Below are 20,608 nucleotides of genomic sequence, written 5' to 3'. Positions count from 1 at the left end.
ACGCAGAAACTCAAGCAGGACGGGTTAACGGATTTCCGTCATTGGCGCTGAGATCCCGGCTGAGCTCCAGCGCCATCAGCATCAGCTTATCTTCCAGGGCAAACCGGGTCTCCATGGCTTCACCCAGCCCGGAAAGGGCTTGCTGAAATTCGGCAAAATCATCATGCTCCAGAGCGCTCTCCAGATGCAGATCGTAATAGGCCATAATTTGCTGCGTGTTGGCTTCAAGCTGCGGGCAGATTTGCGATGTGGCGAGCTGTGCGTAATTTCCTTTAATTTCACCGATAATGCGCGCATAAATATGGAAATGACCGGCAGATAAATAATCCACCAGGCCCTGGCAAAAGGCATCCAGCGCCATTTCATCGATGGCGGCCAGCGAACTTTTCCCTGGTGTCAGGCCGACCAGGTTATACCAGGCGATTAACAGGTGCTTTCTTTGCAGCAGCCACTGGTCGACGAGTGTGTTATTTCCGTTAAGGCGTTCTGTCAGGGATTTTAGCTGGTTTAACATAGATGACTCCGTAAATGGGGTAAGTCGTTAAGCAGCACCAGTAGTAAAAATGTAATTAAAATGTAAATACGAGATTGCCAGTGAAGCTGGAGTAGCGCAAGTGTTAGCAGATCGCATAATTGAAAAATTAGACCACGGCTGGTGGGTCGTCAGCCACTACCATAAATTATGGTTACCCGGGGGGGCGCTGCCATACGGGCAGGCCGGAGAATGGGGGCTGGAGGGGCTTACCGCCCGCCGGATTGGTGAATGGCAGGGAGAGCCGGTCTGGCTGATTTGCCAGCAGCAGCCACAGGATATGGGCTCAGTGCGCCAGATTATCGACCAGGATGCCGGGCTGTTTCAGCTGGCGGGCCGGGGGGTACAGCTGGCGGAATTTTACCGCTCTCACCACTATTGCGGGTATTGCGGCCACAGTATGCACCCGAGTAAAACCGAGTGGGCGCTGTTGTGCAGCCACTGCCGGGAGCGCTATTACCCGCAAATCGCCCCCTGCATTATTGTTGCCATCCGCAAGGGGGATTCTATTTTACTGGGCAAGCACGTGCGCCACCGTAATGGGGTCTATACGGTGCTGGCCGGGTTTGTGGAAGTGGGCGAGACCCTGGAGCAGGCCGTATCCCGTGAAGTGATGGAAGAGAGCGGCATCCGGGTGAAGAATCTGCATTATGTCAGCTCCCAGCCCTGGCCGTTCCCCCAGTCTCTGATGATGGCCTTTACCGCAGAATACGCGGGCGGCGAGATAGCCATTGATCGTAAGGAACTGCTGGATGCGGGCTGGTATCGTTATGACCAGCTGCCTCTGTTGCCGGCGGTGGGCACCGTAGCGCGACGGCTGATTGAAGATACAGTGGCCCGGTGTCGGGCAGACTGTGAATGACATGTTACACTGACGCCCCGTTGATACAGGAAATGGACGAATGACCGAACTCAAAAACGATCGTTACTTGCGCGCGCTGCTGCGCCAGCCCGTGGATATGACACCCGTATGGATGATGCGCCAGGCGGGGCGCTATTTACCGGAATATAAAGCCACCCGTGCGCAGGCCGGTGATTTTATGTCCCTGTGCCGTAACGCTGAGCTGGCCTGTGAGGTGACACTCCAGCCCCTGCGGCGCTACCGGCTGGATGCGGCGATTTTATTTTCCGATATTCTCACCATCCCGGATGCCATGGGGCTGGGTCTGAGCTTCGGCGCCGGTGAAGGCCCGCGCTTTGCGCGGCCGGTCACCTGTAAAGCGGATGTGGATCGTATCCCGGTGCCGGACCCGGAAGATGAGCTGCGTTATGTGATGGACGCGGTGCGCACCATCCGCCGGGAGCTGAAGGGCGAGGTGCCGCTGATCGGCTTTTCCGGCAGCCCCTGGACCCTGGCCACCTATATGGTGGAAGGCAGCGGCAGCAAGGCGTTTACCGTGATTAAAAAGATGATGTATGCCGAGCCGCAGACCCTGCATGCCCTGCTGGAGAAGCTCGCGCAGAGCGTTATCTTGTACCTTAATGCGCAGATCCGCGCCGGTGCCCAGTCGGTCATGATTTTTGACACCTGGGGCGGCGTGCTGACCGGCCGGGATTATCAGCAGTTCTCCCTCGACTATATGCATCAAATTGTCGCTGGCCTGCAGCGGGAAAATGACGGCCGCCGGGTGCCGGTAACGCTCTTTACCAAGGGGGGCGGCCAGTGGCTGGAAGCGATGGCCGCAACCGGGTGTGACGCCCTGGGGCTGGACTGGAGCACCGACATTGCCGATGCCCGGCGCCGGGTGGGCCACAAGGTGGCCCTGCAGGGCAATATGGATCCCTCCGTACTGTATGCGCCGGTGGCGCGAATTGAGCAGGAGGTGGCATCCATTCTGGCGGGCTTTGGTCACGGGGAGGGGCATGTGTTTAACCTCGGCCACGGGATCCACCAGGATGTGCCCCCAGAACACGCGGGCGCGTTTGTTGACGCGGTGCACCGCCTCTCTGTGCCTTACCACCCCTGAGGAGCGGCTATGGATCTTGCCGCGCTGCGCGCGCAGCAACAGGCGCTGGCGCACCTGGTGGTCACGGAGGATCGGCTTATCGCCGATCCTCCCCGCTGGGTGGGCGGGGCCGATGTTGGTTTCGAAGACGAAGGCCGGATCACCCGTGCGGCACTGGTGGTTCTGGCGTGGCCCTCCCTGGCGCTTATGGAGTATCAGATAGCCAGGATCCCAACGGTGATGCCTTATATTCCGGGGTTTTTGTCATTCCGGGAAACGCCCGCCCTTCAGGCGGCCTGGCAACAGCTGAGCCGCAAGCCGGATTTGCTGCTGGTGGATGGCCATGGCCGCTCTCACCCGCGGCGGCTGGGGGTGGCCTGCCACTTTGGCCTGCTGGAAGATGTGCCCACTATCGGGGTGGCGAAAAAGCGCCTGTGTGGCCAGTTCCAGCTCCCGTCAGAGGCACCGGGTGCGCTGGCCCCCCTGACAGATAAAGACCAGCAACTGGGCTGGGTATGGCGCAGTAAAGCGCGCTGTAATCCGCTGTTTATCTCCACCGGTCACCGGGTCAGCCTGGATACGGCGCTGAGCTGGGTACAGCGCTGTATGGCCGGGTATCGCCTGCCGGAGCCCACCCGCTGGGCGGATGCGGTGGCATCACGTAAACCGGCGTTTTTGCGCTGGCAGGAAATCCACGAATGATTGGGGTACACTGCCCGCACTATCGCCCTTGTGAGAATGTTTAATGTTACAGAATCCGATCCATCTGCGTCTTGAGAAGCTGGAAAGCTGGCAGCACGTCACCTTTATGGCCTGCCTGTGTGAGCGTATGTATCCCAACTATGCCATGTTCTGCCAGCAAACGGCGTTTGGCGACGGGCAGCTCTATCGCCGTATCCTTGATCTGGTGTGGGAGACGCTCACGGTCAAAGACGCCAAAGTGAATTTCGACAGCCAGCTGGAAAAACTGGAAGACGCGATCCCGGTTGGTGAGGATTACGATATCTACGGTGTCTGGCCCGCTATCGACGCCTGTGTGGCATTAAGCGAGCTGCTGCACGCACAGCTGAGTGGCGAGACACTCGAACACGCCATTGAGGTCAGTAAGACCTCCGTCACCACCGTGGCAATGCTGGAAATGACCCAGGCCGGGCGGGAAATGACCGAAGAAGAGCTGAAAATTAACCCGGCTGTAGAGCAGGAGTGGGACATCCAGTGGGAGATTTTCCGCCTGCTGGCCGCCTGTGAAGAGCGGGACCTTGAGCTGATCAAAGGACTGCGTGCAGACCTGCGTGAGGCCGGCAGTAGCAATATCGGTATAAATTTACAGCAATAGGACAACAAAACGTGACTTACTGCCTGTTTTGTCGTGCCTGAAGGCTTCCCATCAACCCCCCGTCTGGTCTACATTTGTGGGGCGAAAAAAAGTGGCTATCGGTGCGTGTATGCAGGAGAGTGCTATTCAGGCATTTCCGTCGCACTCGATGCTTAGCAAGCGATAAACACATTGTAAGGATAACTTATGAATAAGACTCAACTGATTGATGTAATTGCTGACAAGGCTGATCTGTCCAAAGTGCAGGCGAAAGCAGCTCTGGAATCCACTCTGGCAGCAATTACTGAGTCTCTGAAAGAAGGTGACGCTGTTCAACTGGTAGGTTTCGGTACCTTCAAAGTGAACCACCGCGCTGAGCGTACTGGCCGCAACCCGCAGACCGGTAAAGAAATCAAAATCGCCGCAGCTAACGTGCCGGCATTTGTTTCTGGTAAAGCACTGAAAGACGCTGTTAAGTAAGCCACGGCGAAACAGTGACGCGTTTTGACAGAGGGGCGATTGCGCCCCTTTTGTTTAGCTGGCGCCGCGGGGCTATTCTGGTCGCGGCCCTTTTATTGCAGGCCTGCAGCGGCAGTTCTGCCATCCCTCCTTTTACCGCCAGCGGCTATGTGTCCGATGACGGCGCAGTACGTATCTGGCGCAAAGATGACGCCCACGGCGGTGTGCATATCCTGGCGGTATACAGCCCCTGGGGCCAGGGCACAACATCAACCCGCGAATACCGCTGGCAGGATGAGCGGTTAACCTCCCTTGAACTGACCGGGCTGACAACGCCCCGGGAGCAGATCAAAGTGCGCTTTGATGACAAAGGCGAGCTGAGCTTTATGCAGCGGGATGTGGGCAACAGCAGGCAGCAGCTCTCCAGCGATCAAATAGCGCTTTACCAGTACCGGGCGACCAGGCTCCGGCAGACCAGCGACGCATTACGTAGCGGGCGGGTTGCCCTGTACCAGGGGCGCTGGCAGCCAGACGGCAACGTGGTGACCTGCGCCGGGAAAACCGTCTCTCCGGCACTTGATAGTGCCGCTCTCGGCCATATTCGCCAGCGGCAAAGCCATTCAGCAGGGGCGGTGAACATTGCCTGGCTGGAAGCTCCCGAAGGGGCGCAGCTACTGCTGGTGGCCAATGAAGACTTCTGCCGCTGGGAGCCCGAAGCGCAGAGCTTCTGAGCCCGGTGTTTCCCGGGAACAAAAAAGCCGCCCGCAGGCGGCTATCAGAATTAGCGGTGACTCAGTCAGCCTGTTGCTCTCTGGCAATGGCGCGGTAACCGATATCTTTACGGCAGAAACAGCCGTCCCAGTGGATGTGGGACAATAACCGGTAAGCGGCCTGTTGCGCTTCGGCCACCGTGTCGCCCAGGGCCGTTACGCACAGCACGCGCCCGCCGCTGGTCACCACCTGGTTATCCCCGGAAAGCGCCGTTCCCGCATGGAACACCTTCGCGGTGGTGGTGTCTTCCTCCGGCAGGCCGTGGATAACATCACCTTTACGGTAATCCCCCGGGTAACCCCCGGCGGCCATGACCACCCCTAAGGATGCGCGCGGATCCCACTCAGAGCGCTGGGTATCCAGCTTGCCCTCACAGGCGGCCAGGCACAGGGCCACCAGATCAGACTTCATGCGCAGCATAATCGGCTGGGTTTCCGGATCGCCAAACCGGCAGTTGAACTCGATAACTTTCGGGTTGCCCTGCTTGTCGATCATCAGCCCGGCATACAGGAACCCAGTGTAGGTATTCCCTTCCGCCGTCATACCGCGCACGGTAGGCCATATGATGCGCTCCATGGTGCGCTGGTGGATCTCGTCCGTGACCACCGGTGCCGGGGAGTAAGCCCCCATACCGCCGGTATTCGGGCCGGTATCCCCATCGCCGACGCGCTTATGATCCTGGCTGGTGGCCATGGGCAGCACGTGCTCGCCATCCACCATCACGATAAAGCTCGCTTCTTCGCCGTCGAGGAACTCCTCAATCACAATGCGGTGGCCCGCATCACCAAAGGCATTGCCCGCCAGCATATCCCGGACGGCGGCTTCCGCCTCCTGGAGGGTCATCGCCACGATAACCCCTTTACCGGCGGCCAGGCCATCGGCCTTGATAACGATCGGCGCGCCTTTCTCGCGCAGGTACGCAAGGGCAGGCTCGATGTCGGTGAAGTTCTGGTATTCCGCCGTCGGGATATTGTGGCGGGCCAGAAAATCTTTGGTAAAGGCTTTGGAGCCTTCCAGCTGGGCGGCTCCCCGGGTGGGGCCGAAGATGGTCAGGCCTGCGTCACGGAATGCATCCACCAGGCCGATGACCAGCGGGGCTTCCGGCCCGACGATGGTTAAATCAACCTTTTCCTGACGGGCGAAATCCAGCAGGGCCGGAATATCTGTCGGGCTGATATCCACATTGCGCAGTGCCGGCTCCAGCGCCGTACCGGCGTTACCCGGCGCGACAAACACCGTTTTTACCAGAGGGGAGCGGGCGGCTTTCCAGGCCAGGGCGTGCTCCCGCCCGCCGTTACCAATAACTAATACTTTCATGGTGTCGCTCCCTGATTAATGGCGGAAGTGGCGCATACTGGTGAAGATCATGGCAATGCCGTGCTCGTCGGCCGCGGCAATCACTTCTTCATCACGAATGGAGCCACCCGGCTGAATAACACAGGTCACGCCCACTTCTGCGGCCGCGTCGATACCGTCACGGAACGGGAAGAAGGCGTCAGAAGCCATGGCCGAGCCTTTCACTTCCAGGCCTTCATCCGCGGCTTTGATTCCGGCAATTTTAGCCGAGTAGACCCGGCTCATCTGGCCGGCGCCAATGCCGATGGTCATATTCTCTTTGGCGTAGACGATGGCGTTAGATTTCACGAACTTCGCCACCTTCCAGCAGAACAGGGCATCACGCAGCTCCTGCGCGGTAGGCTGGCGTTTGGTGACCACGTGCAGCTCCTCTGCGCTGACCATACCCAGATCGCGCTCCTGAACCAGCAGGCCGCCATTCACCCGTTTGAAATCCAGGCCCGGCACCCGCTGCTGCCATTCACCACAGCGCAGCACGCGCACGTTTTGTTTGGTGGCGGTAATTTTCAGCGCCTCTTCACTAACGGACGGGGCAATAATCACTTCCACAAACTGGCGCGAGACGATGGCCTGGGCGGTTTCGGCATCCAGCTCGCGGTTAAAGGCAATAATGCCGCCGAAAGCAGAGGTCGGATCGGTCTTCCAGGCGCGGTTATAGGCGTCCAGAATGGAGCCGTCTACCGCCACACCGCACGGGTTGGCGTGTTTGACTATCACGCAGGCGGGCTGATCAAACTCTTTGACACATTCCAGCGCCGCATCGGTATCGGCAATGTTGTTGTAGGAGAGCGCCTTGCCCTGCAACTGCTCTGCCGTGGCAACGGAGGCTTCCTGAACCTGCTCTTCAATATAGAAGGCGGCCTGCTGGTGGCTGTTCTCGCCGTAGCGCATATCCTGCTTCTTAATAAAGTTCAGGTTCAGGGTACGCGGGAAGTAGCCGGAAACATCGCTGGTATCCCCGTGGTACGGCGGCACCATACGGCCAAAGTAGTTGGCGATCATGCTGTCGTAGGCGGCGGTATGTTCGAAGGCTTTGATGGCGAGATCAAAACGGGTTTCCAGCGTCAGGGAACCGTCGTTGGCATCCATCTCTTTAATAATGGCGTTGTAGTCACTGCTCTTGACCACAATGGCCACATCTTTATGGTTCTTGGCGGCGGAGCGCACCATGGTAGGCCCGCCGATATCGATATTCTCAACCGCATCTTCCAGGGAGCAGCCCGGGCGGGCAACGGTCTGGGCGAAGGGGTAGAGGTTGACCACAACCATATCAATAGGGGAGATAGCGTGCTGCGCCATGATGTCGTCATCCTGGCCACGGCGGCCGAGAATGCCGCCATGCACTTTCGGGTGCAGGGTTTTGACGCGTCCGTCCATCATTTCCGGGAAGCCGGTGTAGTCAGACACTTCGGTAACAGGCAGGCCAGCATCTGCCAGCAGGCGGGCAGTACCGCCGGTGGAGAGCAGCTCAACGCCGCGTTGGGAGAGCGCCTGAGCAAATTCGACGATACCGGCTTTGTCAGAAACACTGAGCAGCGCGCGGCGGACTGGACGACGTTGTTGCATGGTATTAAATCCCCGGGATTTGAACATTACAGAGAGCGTTAGCTGAGTTTTTACCGATAAAAACTCAGCTAACGCCCCGAAAGGGGCATTCTTATCAGTGAGCGCATTGTAACGAAAACGTTTGCGTAACGCTCGCGAATTTTTCTGTTTCTCCGTTAATGATAAAAACGGGCTATCCCTGTGGATAAAACAGTGCATAAACGGGTATAAAGCGGGGTTTTGCTGGGGAATGCAGCAGTCAGTCATTTTTGTGCAATCTTTCTGTTGCAGGCGGCGCAGAACTCCCTATAATGCGCCTCCATCGACACGGCAGCTGTGACAGACATCACGGCAAACAGCGGTGAAGATTGAAGAGAAAGCCTGAAAATAACGGTTGACTCTGAAAAAGGAAAGCGTAACATACGCCACCTCGCGACAGAGCGCTAAGCGCGTCGCACTGCTCTTTAACAATTTATCAGACAATCTGTGTGGGCACTCTAAGGCACTGATATCTTAACGTCGCAAGACGAAAAATGATTATCAAGTCTCAAGAGTGACTAACAGTTAATTCATTACGAATAAACAGTTTAATTCTTTGAGCATCAAACTTTGAATTGAAGAGTTTGATCATGGCTCAGATTGAACGCTGGCGGCAGGCTTAACACATGCAAGTCGAACGGTAACAGGAATCAGCTTGCTGATTCGCTGACGAGTGGCGGACGGGTGAGTAATGTCTGGGAAACTGCCTGATGGAGGGGGATAACTACTGGAAACGGTAGCTAATACCGCATAATGTCGCAAGACCAAAGTGGGGGACCTTCGGGCCTCATACCATCGGATGTGCCCAGATGGGATTAGCTAGTAGGTGGGGTAACGGCTCACCTAGGCGACGATCCCTAGCTGGTCTGAGAGGATGACCAGCCACACTGGAACTGAGACACGGTCCAGACTCCTACGGGAGGCAGCAGTGGGGAATATTGCACAATGGGCGCAAGCCTGATGCAGCCATGCCGCGTGTATGAAGAAGGCCTTCGGGTTGTAAAGTACTTTCAGCGGGGAGGAAGGGATTAAGGTTAATAACCTTAGTCATTGACGTTACCCGCAGAAGAAGCACCGGCTAACTCCGTGCCAGCAGCCGCGGTAATACGGAGGGTGCAAGCGTTAATCGGAATTACTGGGCGTAAAGCGCACGCAGGCGGTTGATTAAGTCAGATGTGAAATCCCCGGGCTTAACCTGGGAACTGCATTTGAAACTGGTCAGCTTGAGTCTCGTAGAGGGGGGTAGAATTCCAGGTGTAGCGGTGAAATGCGTAGAGATCTGGAGGAATACCGGTGGCGAAGGCGGCCCCCTGGACGAAGACTGACGCTCAGGTGCGAAAGCGTGGGGAGCAAACAGGATTAGATACCCTGGTAGTCCACGCCGTAAACGATGTCAACTTGGAAGTTGTGGTCTTGAACCGTGGCTTCCGGAGCTAACGCGTTAAGTTGACCGCCTGGGGAGTACGGCCGCAAGGTTAAAACTCAAATGAATTGACGGGGGCCCGCACAAGCGGTGGAGCATGTGGTTTAATTCGATGCAACGCGAAGAACCTTACCTGGTCTTGACATCCATAGAACTTGGCAGAGATGCCTTGGTGCCTTCGGGAGCTATGAGACAGGTGCTGCATGGCTGTCGTCAGCTCGTGTTGTGAAATGTTGGGTTAAGTCCCGCAACGAGCGCAACCCCTATCCTCTGTTGCCAGCACTTCGGGTGGGAACTCAGGGGAGACTGCCAGTGATAAACTGGAGGAAGGTGGGGATGACGTCAAGTCATCATGGCCCTTACGACCAGGGCTACACACGTGCTACAATGGCGCATACAAAGAGAAGCGACCTCGCGAGAGCAAGCGGATCTCATAAAGTGCGTCGTAGTCCGGATTGGAGTCTGCAACTCGACTCCATGAAGTCGGAATCGCTAGTAATCGTGGATCAGAATGCCACGGTGAATACGTTCCCGGGCCTTGTACACACCGCCCGTCACACCATGGGAGTGGGTTGCAAAAGAAGTAGGTAGCTTAACCTTCGGGAGGGCGCTTACCACTTTGTGATTCATGACTGGGGTGAAGTCGTAACAAGGTAACCGTAGGGGAACCTGCGGTTGGATCACCTCCTTACCTTAAAGATACAACCTTTTAGTGCTCACACAGATTGTCTGATGAAAGTAGAGAAGCAAGGCGTCTTGCGAACGAGACTACAGTGTCCCCTTCGTCTAGAGGCCCAGGACACCGCCCTTTCACGGCGGTAACAGGGGTTCGAATCCCCTAGGGGACGCCACTTGCTGGTATGTAAGTGAAAGTTGCGTGCCGATATATCTCAAAACTGACTTGCAAGAGTCATGTTTGAGATATTTGCTCTTTAAAAATCTGGAACAAGCTGAAAATTGAAACAATAAACGCGTAAGCGTTTATGAGTCTCTCAAATTATCACACCTGAAGACATCTTCGGGTTGTGAGGTTAAGCGACTAAGCGTACACGGTGGATGCCCTGGCAGTCAGAGGCGATGAAGGACGTGCTAATCTGCGAAAAGCGCCGGCGAGGTGATATGAACCTTTGACCCGGCGATGTCCGAATGGGGAAACCCAGTGTGATTCGTCACACTATCGTTAGCTGAATACATAGGCTAACGAGGCGAACCGGGGGAACTGAAACATCTAAGTACCCCGAGGAAAAGAAATCAACCGAGATTCCCCCAGTAGCGGCGAGCGAACGGGGAGCAGCCCAGAGTCTGAATCAGCGTGTGTGTTAGTGGAAGCGTCTGGAAAGTCGCGCGATACAGGGTGAAAGCCCCGTACACGAAAATGCACATGTTGTGAACTCGATGAGTAGGGCGGGACACGTGATATCCTGTCTGAAGATGGGGGGACCATCCTCCAAGGCTAAATACTCCTGACTGACCGATAGTGAACCAGTACCGTGAGGGAAAGGCGAAAAGAACCCCGGCGAGGGGAGTGAAAAAGAACCTGAAACCGTGTACGTACAAGCAGTGGGAGCATCCTTCGGGGTGTGACTGCGTACCTTTTGTATAATGGGTCAGCGACTTATATTCTGTAGCAAGGTTAACCGAATAGGGGAGCCGCAGGGAAACCGAGTCTTAACTGGGCGTTAAGTTGCAGGGTATAGACCCGAAACCCGGTGATCTAGCCATGGGCAGGTTGAAGGTTGGGTAACACTAACTGGAGGACCGAACCGACTAATGTTGAAAAATTAGCGGATGACTTGTGGCTGGGGGTGAAAGGCCAATCAAACCGGGAGATAGCTGGTTCTCCCCGAAAGCTATTTAGGTAGCGCCTCGTGAACTCATCTGTGGGGGTAGAGCACTGTTTCGGCTAGGGGGTCATCCCGACTTACCAACCCGATGCAAACTACGAATACCACAGAATGTTATCACGGGAGACACACGGCGGGTGCTAACGTCCGTCGTGAAGAGGGAAACAACCCAGACCGCCAGCTAAGGTCCCAAAGTCACAGTTAAGTGGGAAACGATGTGGGAAGGCCCAGACAGCCAGGATGTTGGCTTAGAAGCAGCCATCATTTAAAGAAAGCGTAATAGCTCACTGGTCGAGTCGGCCTGCGCGGAAGATGTAACGGGGCTAAACTGTGCACCGAAGCTGCGGCAGCGACACTATGTGTTGTTGGGTAGGGGAGCGTTCTGTAAGCCGTTGAAGGTGGTCTGTGAGGGCTGCTGGAGGTATCAGAAGTGCGAATGCTGACATAAGTAACGATAATGCGGGTGAAAAACCCGCACGCCGGAAGACCAAGGGTTCCTGTCCAACGTTAATCGGGGCAGGGTGAGTCGACCCCTAAGGCGAGGCCGAAAGGCGTAGTCGATGGGAAACAGGTTAATATTCCTGTACTTGGTGTTACTGCGAAGGGGGGACGGAGAAGGCTATGTTATCCGGGCGACGGTCGTCCCGGTTTAAGCGTGTAGGTGTGTGGACCAGGCAAATCCGGTTCACTTTAACACTGAGGCGTGATGACGAGGCACTACGGTGCTGAAGTAACAAATGCCCTGCTTCCAGGAAAAGCCTCTAAGCATCAGGTAACACGAAATCGTACCCCAAACCGACACAGGTGGTCAGGTAGAGAATACCAAGGCGCTTGAGAGAACTCGGGTGAAGGAACTAGGCAAAATGGTGCCGTAACTTCGGGAGAAGGCACGCTGACATGTAGGTGAAGCCCCTGCGGGTGGAGCTGAAGTCAGTCGAAGATACCAGCTGGCTGCAACTGTTTATTAAAAACACAGCACTGTGCAAACACGAAAGTGGACGTATACGGTGTGACGCCTGCCCGGTGCCGGAAGGTTAATTGATGGGGTCAGCGCAAGCGAAGCTCCTGATCGAAGCCCCGGTAAACGGCGGCCGTAACTATAACGGTCCTAAGGTAGCGAAATTCCTTGTCGGGTAAGTTCCGACCTGCACGAATGGCGTAATGATGGCCAGGCTGTCTCCACCCGAGACTCAGTGAAATTGAACTCGCTGTGAAGATGCAGTGTACCCGCGGCAAGACGGAAAGACCCCGTGAACCTTTACTATAGCTTGACACTGAACATTGAGCCTTGATGTGTAGGATAGGTGGGAGGCTTTGAAGTGTGGACGCCAGTCTGCATGGAGCCAACCTTGAAATACCACCCTTTAATGTTTGATGTTCTAACGTAGACCCGTGATCCGGGTTGCGGACAGTGTCTGGTGGGTAGTTTGACTGGGGCGGTCTCCTCCCAAAGAGTAACGGAGGAGCACGAAGGTTAGCTAATCCTGGTCGGACATCAGGAGGTTAGTGCAAAGGCATAAGCTAGCTTGACTGCGAGAGTGACGGCTCGAGCAGGTGCGAAAGCAGGTCTTAGTGATCCGGTGGTTCTGAATGGAAGGGCCATCGCTCAACGGATAAAAGGTACTCCGGGGATAACAGGCTGATACCGCCCAAGAGTTCATATCGACGGCGGTGTTTGGCACCTCGATGTCGGCTCATCACATCCTGGGGCTGAAGTAGGTCCCAAGGGTATGGCTGTTCGCCATTTAAAGTGGTACGCGAGCTGGGTTTAGAACGTCGTGAGACAGTTCGGTCCCTATCTGCCGTGGGCGCTGGAGAACTGAGGGGGGCTGCTCCTAGTACGAGAGGACCGGAGTGGACGCATCACTGGTGTTCGGGTTGTCATGCCAATGGCATTGCCCGGTAGCTACATGCGGAAGAGATAAGTGCTGAAAGCATCTAAGCACGAAACTTGCCCCGAGATGAGTTCTCCCTGACCCTATAAGGGTCCTGAAGGAACGTTGAAGACGACGACGTTGATAGGCCGGGTGTGTAAGTGCAGCGATGCATTGAGCTAACCGGTACTAATGAACCGTGAGGCTTAACCTTACAACGCCAAAGATGTTTTGGTGTGAAGACAGAGATGATATTCAGCTTGTTACCGGATAGATGATGTAAGTCTTTTCGATTTTGAGCCACAGCAAGGCGGCAAGAGAACGAGGCGACAGGAGCTTACTGAAGTAAGTGACTGTTGCGAGTGAGCGCAGCCAACGCGGGTGTGGTGCAAAAGAAAAAGACGGACATGAGCACAAAGAATATGCCTGGCGGCCGTAGCGCGGTGGTCCCACCTGACCCCATGCCGAACTCAGAAGTGAAACGCCGTAGCGCCGATGGTAGTGTGGGGTCTCCCCATGCGAGAGTAGGGAACTGCCAGGCTTTAATTAAACGAAAGAGCCCTGTCGGAAGACAGGGCTTTTTTCGTTTAATTTCAGTTTGTCGGTCAGCATTACTCCTCTGACCCCCGGTAGCGTAAATGCAGCAGCGGATAGGCGCGCCCTGCGCTGTCTGTCTGCGACCGTCCGGTTATCTCAAACCCCTGCGCCAGATAAAATGCCAGCGCAGCCCGGTTCTGCTCATTCACATCGGTGGTCAGCGCCGGGCATAAGGTGATGGCGTGATCAAGCAGCAAACTCCCCACCCCTTTACCGTGCCACTGCGGATCGACAAACAGCGCTTCCATATGTTGATCTGCCAGCAGCATAAAACCCAGCGGAATATCCTGTTCACTCACGGCGACCCACAGCGGCGCCTGGGGTAAAAACTGCGCCACCTGCTCACCGATAGCAACCCTGTCCGCCGGTGATAAAAAATGATGGGTGGCATCCACGGCAGCACCCCACAGGGCGACCAGCTGCGGGCCTTCATCATCGCGTGCGCGGCGTATTTGCATCTTTTGCATCTTCTTCCCTTGCGGTTTATTTTCGGTATTCTACCGAAAGCCGCGTCGTGAAACATTTTCACGTTTTGCCTGAAGTCTCGACATTCGCACAGATTATAGTTATCTTCAGCTATCTGGATGTCTAAACGTTTAAACGTATGTAGTGAGGGTTAAGGTTATGCCAATCAGGGTTCCGGACGAATTACCCGCGGTCAATTTTCTGCGCCAGGAAAACGTCTTTGTGATGACAACATCACGGGCCAGCGGGCAGGAGATCCGCCCGCTAAAAGTCCTGATCCTTAATCTGATGCCGAAAAAGATTGAAACCGAAAATCAGTTTCTGCGCCTGCTGTCCAACTCGCCGCTGCAACTGGATATCCGCCTGCTGCGCATTGACCACCGGGAATCCCGCAATACGCCCGCAGAGCACCTGGATACCTTCTACTGTGATTTTGAAGATATCCAGAATGAAAATTATGATGGCCTGATCGTGACCGGCGCGCCGCTCGGGCTGGTCGAGTTTGATGATGTGGCTTACTGGCCGCAGATAACCCGGGTACTGGAGTGGGCGAAAGATCACGTCACCTCAACCCTGTGTGTCTGCTGGGCGGTTCAGGCCGCGCTGAATATCCTGTACGGCATCCCTAAACAGACCCGCAAAGAGAAGATCTCCGGGGTTTATGAGCACTATATCTCCCACCCTCACGCGCTGCTGACCAGAGGGTTTGACGACGCTTTCCTGGCACCGCACTCCCGCTATGCGGACTTCCCCGCAGCGCTGATCCGCGAATATACCGATCTCGAGATTTTCGCCGAATCAGAAGAGGGGGACGCCTACCTGTTTGCCAGCCCGGACAAACGCCTGGCTTTTGTGACCGGCCACCCGGAGTATGATGCGCTGACACTTGCCGGAGAGTATTTTCGCGATCTGGACGCGGGGCTGAACCCGCAATTGCCCCATCGCTACTTCCCGGGGAACGATCCGCAGAAAAAACCCCGGGCCACCTGGCGCAGCCACGGCAACCTGCTGTTCACCAACTGGCTGAACTACTATGTCTACCAGATAACCCCTTACGATCTGCGCCAGATGAACCCCACCCTGGACTAACCCCCGGCTACCCCCCGCCAGCCGGGGGGTATTAAAGATACTGATAGTGACTATAACCCTGGCCGTATGGCCTGCCCGGGCCTGCGCGTCGTATTGTCTGTCCGACACGTACTGTATATGAGGCTATGGTCATGAAAGGAAAAATCGCATTAGAAGAGCACCTCTCCACCGCGCAAAATAATCGTCTGTGGGATGCCACGGGCGAAGCATTACGTAATGGACGCACTTATATGGCAGATGTTGAAAAACGCCTGCTGGAGACCGACCTGCGCCTGCAGGATATGGATGCCTGCGGGATTCGCCACGCGATTTTATCGCTGACCTCACCCGGCGCTCAGTCGATACTGGATGCCGCTGCCGCCACCGAGTTTGCCACCAGTACCAACGACTACATTGCCCGGTATTTCGTGCAGCCCCACCCGGATCGCTTTAGCGCCTTTGCGACAGTGGCGCTACAAAACCCTCAGGCCGCGGCCGATGAACTGGAGCGCGCGGTAAAAAAACTGGGCATGAAAGGGGCGCTGATCAACGGCTACACCAATATGGACGACGCCGGTGCAACCCGCTATCTGGACTCTCCCTCCGTGGAGGTCTTCTGGCAGAAAGTCAGCGAGCTGAATGTGCCGGTTTACCTGCACCCCCGTGAGCCTCTGCCGTCAGCCTGCGGTATTTATCGCGGTTATGAGAGCCTGATTGGCTCAGCGTGGGGCTTTGCCCCAGAAACCGCCGTTCATGCCATTCGCCTGATGATGAGCGGACTGTTCGACCGTTACCCGAATTTAACCGTGATTCTGGGCCACCTGGGGGAAGGGCTGACACACCTGCTGCCGCGTACTGAACACCGCCTGAAAAAACAGCATGAAGGGATCGGCCTCGGGGCAAATCAGCGCCCGCTGACAGACTACCTGGTGAATAATTTCTATGTCACCACCAGCGGCCACTTTACAACCAGCGCCCTGCATAATGCCATTGAAGTGATGGGGGCTGACCGGGTCATGTTCTCTGTCGATTACCCTTATGAAGATATGCACGAAGCGGCGGGCTGGTTCGATCCGCTGACTCTGGATCCCGTGGTGAAACAGGCCATTGCCTGCGGTACAGCCCGGCGGATCTTCAGCCTGCCTGACTAAGCCGGGATAACTGCTGGCGCAGCCAGATTAGCCCGGGATCGTGGTGATAACGCTGGTGCCATACCTGGCGAATGGTAAAAGAGGGGAACGGCACCGGCAGCGGCCAGGCGATACAGGCCGAAGATGCGGAAAACCAGGCCGCCACCTGCCCGGGCACTGTTGCCAGCAACTCACTGCTGGCGACAATTCCCCCCACCCCGAGAAAGTTTGGCACGATCATGGCTATCTGTGGCTCAATGCCGTGGCGCATCAGGTAGCGCTCCGTATCGGCATGTCCTGAGCCGTCTCCACGCACCATCACATGCCGCTCCCTGCGCCAGGCAGACAAATCCGGCGCCTGCTGAATCCGCGGGTGCACCGCGCTGCTCAGGCAGACATAGTGCTCATCAAACAGGCGCTGCTGGTAAAAACTGTCCGGCAGATCCGTTAAATAACCGATAGCCAGGTTGATTTCACCCGACTCCAGCTGTGCGTAGAGCCCGTCGTCAATCTCCCGGATGGCAAACTGGATCTGGTGGGCACCCTGCTGCTTACACAGGGCCAGCAGCCGGGGGATCAGGGTCATCTGGCTGATATCTGCCATAGCCAGGGTAAAGCGGCGCTGGCTGGTGACGGGATCAAACGGCAGTGAGGTATCCAGCTGGTTATCCACCAGATCCAGAATGGCCGATACCGTGGCAAAGATCTGCTGTGCGGCGGGGGTTGGCGCCATTTTCTGGCCCGCCCGGACAAACAGCATATCGTTAAACTCTTCGCGCAGGCGTTTTAATAACAGGCTGCCTGAGGGCTGGCTCAGGGCCAGCTGATCAGAAGCCTGGGAGACATTGCCGCTCAGATACAGCGCACGAAAGAAATACAGCATCTTCAAATCCAGCTCGTTACGCATGGTGGCCTCTTTGCTGATCGCTATCTGCCCATAGTAAATACTGCGCTGCCGGGCGTATTGGATTAACGTGTCGTTTCGTTGGTCACCTGCCGTAACCATTCAGCAACTGAAAACCAGTTACCAATCCGGTAAAAATAAATCACCATATTAATCATCGCGTTAAATCATTTTTATTGTGAAAATGGAAACCGTTTTTGATTTTTTTGATTTCTGAATTAGGCTTAGTTGTGTTGAGTGAAAAGTGCGCACTGATCCACAGGCGGATCAGCAAACGGGAACGGTTGTCAGGGGAGAACCAGTCATGACACAACAGGCTACTAACGAAGAGATCATGTTTCACCAGCCAGAGGGGGAGCTGGAGCGCCAGGTACTGACGCCAGGCGCGGTGGATTTTATTGCCGACCTGGTGGCGCGCTTTACGCCCGGGCGCAATCAGTTACTGGCGGCCCGCCAGCGGGAACAGCAGGCTATCGATCAGGGGAAATTGCCGGATTTTATTTCGGAAACGGCTTCCATCAGAAACGGTGACTGGCGCATTCGCGGCATTCCCGCGGATTTACAGGATCGTCGGGTAGAGATAACCGGCCCGGTAGAGCGCAAAATGGTGATCAACGCGCTCAATGCCAATGTAAAAGTCTTTATGGCCGATTTTGAAGACTCCCTGGCCCCCGGCTGGCAAAAGGTGCTGGAGGGGCAAATCAACCTGCGCGATGCGGTGAACGGCACCATCAGCTACACCAGTGAGACCGGGAAAATTTACCAGCTGAAGCCAGATCCGGCGGTGCTTATCTGCCGGGTGCGCGGCCTGCACCTGCCGGAAAAACACGTAAGCTGGCGGGATGCGCCGATCCCCGGCAGTTTGTTTGACTTCGGACTCTACTTTTACCACAACTACCAGGCCCTGCTGGCAAAGGGCAGCGGGCCCTATTTTTACCTGCCGAAGACCCAGTCCTGGCAGGAGGCGGCCTGGTGGAGCGAAGTGTTCAGCTTTACTGAAGATCGCTTCTCGCTGCCGCGCGGCACCATTAAAGCCACTTTGCTTATCGAAACACTGCCCGCCGTGTTCCAGATGGACGAAATTCTGCACGCCATGCGTGACCACATTGTGGGGCTGAACTGCGGGCGCTGGGACTATATCTTCAGCTATATCAAAACACTGAAAAATTACCCGGACCGGGTACTGCCGGATCGCCAGAGCGTCACCATGGAGCAGCCCTTCCTGAGCGCTTACTCGCGCCTGCTGATCAAAACCTGCCATAAACGCGGCGCCTTTGCCATGGGCGGTATGGCGGCCTTTATTCCCAGCAAAGACGAGGCGCAAAACCGCCAGGTGCTGGAGAAGGTCACCGCCGATAAATCCCTTGAAGCCCGCAATGGTCATGACGGCACCTGGGTGGCGCACCCGGGGCTGGCAGATACCGCCATGGCGGTGTTTAACCAGGTATTAGGCGCGCGTAAAAACCAGCTGGATGTCCGTCGGGAAGAAGACGCGCCGATTAGCGCCGCACAGCTGCTGGAGCCATGCCCGGGAGAGCGTACCGAAGCGGGCATGCGTGCCAATATCCGCGTGGCGGTGCAGTACATCGAAGCCTGGATCTCCGGCAATGGCTGCGTGCCTATCTACGGGCTGATGGAAGACGCCGCCACGGCGGAAATCTCCCGCACGTCTATCTGGCAGTGGATCCGCCATAACAAAACGCTCAATACCGGTGAGCCGGTCACAAAGGCGCTGTTTCGCACCATGCTGGGTGAAGAAATGCAGGTTATCCGCCGGGAAGTGGGCGACGCCCGCTTTGCCGCCGGGCGCTTTGACGATGCCGCCCGGCTGATGGAGCAGATAACCACCTCAGATGAGCTTATCGACTTCCTGACCCTGCCGGGTTACCGGCTACTGGCATAACACCACCTCAGTGGCCGGTTAAGGTGCCGGGCCCCGGCACCGTTATGTGTTTGCGTACTCTACCTCTTAAACCCGGTATCCCGGGCAAAAACGGAGCATCTGCCATGACAACATCTCGTACTCAGCAAATTCAGCAACTCGAACAAGACTGGAAACAACCACGCTGGGAGGGGATCCGGCGCCCCTACAGTGCCGAAGAGGTGGTTAAACTGCGTGGTTCTGTCAATCCGGAATACACCCTGGCCCGGCTGGGGGCTGAGAAGATGTGGCGCCTGCTGCATGGTGAGTCTAAAAAAGGGTATATCAACAGCCTCGGGGCGCTCACCGGCGGCCAGGCGTTACAGCAGGCGAAAGCCGGTATTGAGGCGATTTACCTCTCCGGCTGGCAGGTGGCGGCAGATGCCAACCTGGCCGCCAGCATGTACCCGGATCAGTCGCTCTACCCGGCAAACTCCGTTCCGGCGGTGGTGGAGCGGATCAATAATACCTTCCAGCGGGCGGATCAGATCCAGTGGTCTGCGGGCATTGATCGCAATGATCCGCGCTTTACGGACTACTTCCTGCCGATCGTGGCAGATGCTGAAGCCGGGTTCGGCGGGGTGCTGAATGCCTTTGAGCTGATGAAGGCGATGATCCAGGCCGGGGCCGCAGCGGTGCATTTTGAAGATCAGCTGGCCTCCGTGAAAAAATGTGGCCATATGGGTGGCAAGGTACTGGTGCCGACCCAGGAAGCTATCCAGAAGCTGGTCGCCGCGCGCCTGGCGGCGGATGTCCTCGGCGTACCAACGCTGCTGATAGCCCGGACAGACGCCGACGCGGCCGATTTGATCACCTCCGATTGCGACCCCGCCGACCACGCCTTTATTACCGGGGAGCGCACCAGCGAAGGCTTCTTCCGCACCCATGCGGGGATCGAGCAGGCCATCAGCCGCGGGCTGGCATATGCCCCGTATGCGGATCTGGTGTGGTGTGAAACCTCCACCCCGGATCTGGCCCTGGCGCGCCGCTTTGCGCAGGCTATCCACGCCCGCTACCCGGGTAAACTGCTGGCGTATAACTGCTCCCCGTCGTTTAACTGGAAGAAAAATCTGGATGATAAAACCATCGCCAGCTTCCAGCTGGAGCTGTCCGACATGGGCTACAAATACCAGTTTATTACCCTGGCGGGGATCCACAGCATGTGGTTCAACATGTTTGATCTGGCCCATGCTTACGCCCGGGGCGAGGGGATGCGCCACTACGTTGAGAAGGTCCAGCAGCCGGAGTTCGCCCGGGCGGGCGACGGCTACACGTTTGTGTCGCACCAGCAGGAGGTGGGCACCGGCTACTTTGATAAAGTCACCACCATTATTCAGGGGGGCAGCTCTTCGGTTACCGCATTAACCGGCTCAACGGAAGAATCCCAGTTCTGATAACCATGCCCCGTCCGCGCTGCCG

The 20,608-nt window shown here is 56.4% G+C and carries 15 protein-coding genes, 1 tRNA gene and 3 rRNA genes; 14 read left to right on the top strand and 5 right to left on the bottom strand.

Annotated features, from left to right (window positions below; translation table 11 throughout):
* Positions 1 to 10: 10 nt before the first annotated feature.
* The gene (locus tag EBL_RS17975) at positions 11 to 514 is read right to left on the bottom strand and encodes an Rsd/AlgQ family anti-sigma factor (RefSeq protein WP_002445258.1); all 504 of its coding nucleotides are present in this window, start codon (positions 512 to 514) and stop codon (positions 11 to 13) included.
* Positions 515 to 614: 100 nt separating this feature from the next.
* Between EBL_RS17975 and nudC the strand changes: the two genes are divergently transcribed.
* The 6 genes from nudC (at position 615) to EBL_RS17945 (ending at position 4,983) form a co-directional block, all read left to right on the top strand.
* On the top strand, positions 615 to 1,394 hold the full coding sequence (gene nudC, locus EBL_RS17970; protein ID WP_002445256.1) for an NAD(+) diphosphatase: 780 nt from the start codon (positions 615 to 617) through the stop codon (positions 1,392 to 1,394).
* Positions 1,395 to 1,434: 40 nt separating this feature from the next.
* Positions 1,435 to 2,499: a uroporphyrinogen decarboxylase gene (gene hemE, locus EBL_RS17965; protein ID WP_002445254.1), complete on the top strand. Its 1,065-nt coding sequence runs from the start codon at positions 1,435 to 1,437 to the stop codon at positions 2,497 to 2,499.
* A gap of 9 nt (positions 2,500 to 2,508) precedes the next feature.
* Positions 2,509 to 3,180, top strand: a complete 672-nt coding sequence (gene nfi, locus EBL_RS17960) for a deoxyribonuclease V (protein WP_002445252.1) — start codon at positions 2,509 to 2,511, stop codon at positions 3,178 to 3,180.
* Between the two features lie 43 nt (positions 3,181 to 3,223).
* Positions 3,224 to 3,814, top strand: a complete 591-nt coding sequence (locus tag EBL_RS17955; RefSeq protein WP_002445249.1) for a YjaG family protein — start codon at positions 3,224 to 3,226, stop codon at positions 3,812 to 3,814.
* Positions 3,815 to 4,000: 186 nt separating this feature from the next.
* Entirely contained in the window at positions 4,001 to 4,273 is a 273-nt protein-coding gene (hupA, locus tag EBL_RS17950; RefSeq protein ID WP_002445246.1) for a nucleoid-associated protein HU-alpha, read from the top strand.
* A 14-nt stretch (positions 4,274 to 4,287) separates the two neighbouring features.
* Positions 4,288 to 4,983, top strand: coding sequence for a DUF1481 domain-containing protein (locus EBL_RS17945; protein ID WP_002445243.1), 696 nt, complete (start codon positions 4,288 to 4,290; stop codon positions 4,981 to 4,983).
* Between the two features lie 61 nt (positions 4,984 to 5,044).
* On the opposite strand, the gene purD is transcribed toward EBL_RS17945, so the two are convergent.
* Together purD and purH are read right to left on the bottom strand one after the other, a co-directional pair.
* Positions 5,045 to 6,340: a phosphoribosylamine--glycine ligase gene (purD, locus tag EBL_RS17940; RefSeq protein ID WP_002445241.1), complete on the bottom strand. Its 1,296-nt coding sequence runs from the start codon at positions 6,338 to 6,340 to the stop codon at positions 5,045 to 5,047.
* A 15-nt stretch (positions 6,341 to 6,355) separates the two neighbouring features.
* Positions 6,356 to 7,945: a bifunctional phosphoribosylaminoimidazolecarboxamide formyltransferase/IMP cyclohydrolase gene (purH, locus tag EBL_RS17935; protein WP_002445239.1), complete on the bottom strand. Its 1,590-nt coding sequence runs from the start codon at positions 7,943 to 7,945 to the stop codon at positions 6,356 to 6,358.
* Between the two features lie 590 nt (positions 7,946 to 8,535).
* Here purH and EBL_RS17930 point away from each other — a divergent pair.
* The 4 genes from EBL_RS17930 (at position 8,536) to rrf (ending at position 13,645) form a co-directional block, all read left to right on the top strand.
* Positions 8,536 to 10,077, top strand: a 16S ribosomal RNA gene (locus tag EBL_RS17930).
* Positions 10,078 to 10,161: 84 nt separating this feature from the next.
* Positions 10,162 to 10,237 (top strand) — tRNA-Glu (locus EBL_RS17925).
* Positions 10,238 to 10,415: 178 nt separating this feature from the next.
* Positions 10,416 to 13,318 (top strand): 23S ribosomal RNA (locus EBL_RS17920).
* A gap of 211 nt (positions 13,319 to 13,529) precedes the next feature.
* A 5S ribosomal RNA gene (gene rrf, locus EBL_RS17915) occupies positions 13,530 to 13,645 on the top strand.
* The 16S, 23S and 5S rRNA genes sit together here with 1 tRNA gene alongside, the layout of an rRNA operon.
* 70 nt (positions 13,646 to 13,715) lie before the next feature.
* Here rrf and EBL_RS17910 read toward each other — a convergent pair.
* Complete coding sequence (locus tag EBL_RS17910) at positions 13,716 to 14,168, bottom strand: acetyltransferase (RefSeq protein ID WP_014716236.1); 453 nt, start codon at positions 14,166 to 14,168, stop codon at positions 13,716 to 13,718.
* A gap of 157 nt (positions 14,169 to 14,325) precedes the next feature.
* Between EBL_RS17910 and metA the strand changes: the two genes are divergently transcribed.
* Complete coding sequence (gene metA / locus EBL_RS17905) at positions 14,326 to 15,255, top strand: homoserine O-acetyltransferase MetA (protein ID WP_002445437.1); 930 nt, start codon at positions 14,326 to 14,328, stop codon at positions 15,253 to 15,255.
* Positions 15,256 to 15,386: 131 nt separating this feature from the next.
* Positions 15,387 to 16,385, top strand: coding sequence for an amidohydrolase family protein (locus EBL_RS17900; protein ID WP_002445435.1), 999 nt, complete (start codon positions 15,387 to 15,389; stop codon positions 16,383 to 16,385).
* On the opposite strand, the gene EBL_RS17895 is transcribed toward EBL_RS17900, so the two are convergent.
* A complete protein-coding gene (locus tag EBL_RS17895; protein ID WP_002445434.1) occupies positions 16,369 to 17,271 on the bottom strand; it encodes a LysR family transcriptional regulator in 903 nt (300 codons plus the stop codon). The genes EBL_RS17900 and EBL_RS17895 overlap by 17 nt on opposite strands.
* A gap of 301 nt (positions 17,272 to 17,572) precedes the next feature.
* Between EBL_RS17895 and aceB the strand changes: the two genes are divergently transcribed.
* A complete protein-coding gene (gene aceB / locus EBL_RS17890; protein ID WP_002445432.1) occupies positions 17,573 to 19,171 on the top strand; it encodes a malate synthase A in 1,599 nt (532 codons plus the stop codon).
* 104 nt (positions 19,172 to 19,275) lie between these two features.
* On the top strand, positions 19,276 to 20,583 hold the full coding sequence (gene aceA, locus EBL_RS17885; RefSeq protein ID WP_002445430.1) for an isocitrate lyase: 1,308 nt from the start codon (positions 19,276 to 19,278) through the stop codon (positions 20,581 to 20,583).
* Positions 20,584 to 20,608 lie beyond the last annotated feature (25 nt).

The sequence above is a fragment of the Shimwellia blattae DSM 4481 = NBRC 105725 genome (assembly GCF_000262305.1).
GTDB lineage: Bacteria > Pseudomonadota > Gammaproteobacteria > Enterobacterales > Enterobacteriaceae > Shimwellia > Shimwellia blattae.
Note: the sequence above shows the minus strand (reverse complement) of the source record. Positions and strands in the feature narration are given on the sequence as shown.

What these genes read in the sequence shown, in the direction of transcription:
- EBL_RS17955 (WP_002445249.1), top strand. Translation starts at nt 3,224, where the DNA reads ATGTTACAGAATCCGATCCATCTGCGTCTTGAGAAGCTGGAAAGCTGG.
- aceB (WP_002445432.1), top strand. Translation starts at nt 17,573, where the DNA reads ATGACACAACAGGCTACTAACGAAGAGATCATGTTTCACCAGCCAGAG.
- hemE (WP_002445254.1), top strand. Translation starts at nt 1,435, where the DNA reads ATGACCGAACTCAAAAACGATCGTTACTTGCGCGCGCTGCTGCGCCAG.
- aceA (WP_002445430.1), top strand. Translation starts at nt 19,276, where the DNA reads ATGACAACATCTCGTACTCAGCAAATTCAGCAACTCGAACAAGACTGG.
- metA (WP_002445437.1), top strand. Translation starts at nt 14,326, where the DNA reads ATGCCAATCAGGGTTCCGGACGAATTACCCGCGGTCAATTTTCTGCGC.
- EBL_RS17895 (WP_002445434.1), bottom strand. Translation starts at nt 17,271, where the DNA reads ATGCGTAACGAGCTGGATTTGAAGATGCTGTATTTCTTTCGTGCGCTG.
- EBL_RS17910 (WP_014716236.1), bottom strand. Translation starts at nt 14,168, where the DNA reads ATGCAAAAGATGCAAATACGCCGCGCACGCGATGATGAAGGCCCGCAG.
- purH (WP_002445239.1), bottom strand. Translation starts at nt 7,945, where the DNA reads ATGCAACAACGTCGTCCAGTCCGCCGCGCGCTGCTCAGTGTTTCTGAC.
- purD (WP_002445241.1), bottom strand. Translation starts at nt 6,340, where the DNA reads ATGAAAGTATTAGTTATTGGTAACGGCGGGCGGGAGCACGCCCTGGCC.
- EBL_RS17975 (WP_002445258.1), bottom strand. Translation starts at nt 514, where the DNA reads ATGTTAAACCAGCTAAAATCCCTGACAGAACGCCTTAACGGAAATAAC.
- EBL_RS17900 (WP_002445435.1), top strand. Translation starts at nt 15,387, where the DNA reads ATGAAAGGAAAAATCGCATTAGAAGAGCACCTCTCCACCGCGCAAAAT.
- hupA (WP_002445246.1), top strand. Translation starts at nt 4,001, where the DNA reads ATGAATAAGACTCAACTGATTGATGTAATTGCTGACAAGGCTGATCTG.
- nfi (WP_002445252.1), top strand. Translation starts at nt 2,509, where the DNA reads ATGGATCTTGCCGCGCTGCGCGCGCAGCAACAGGCGCTGGCGCACCTG.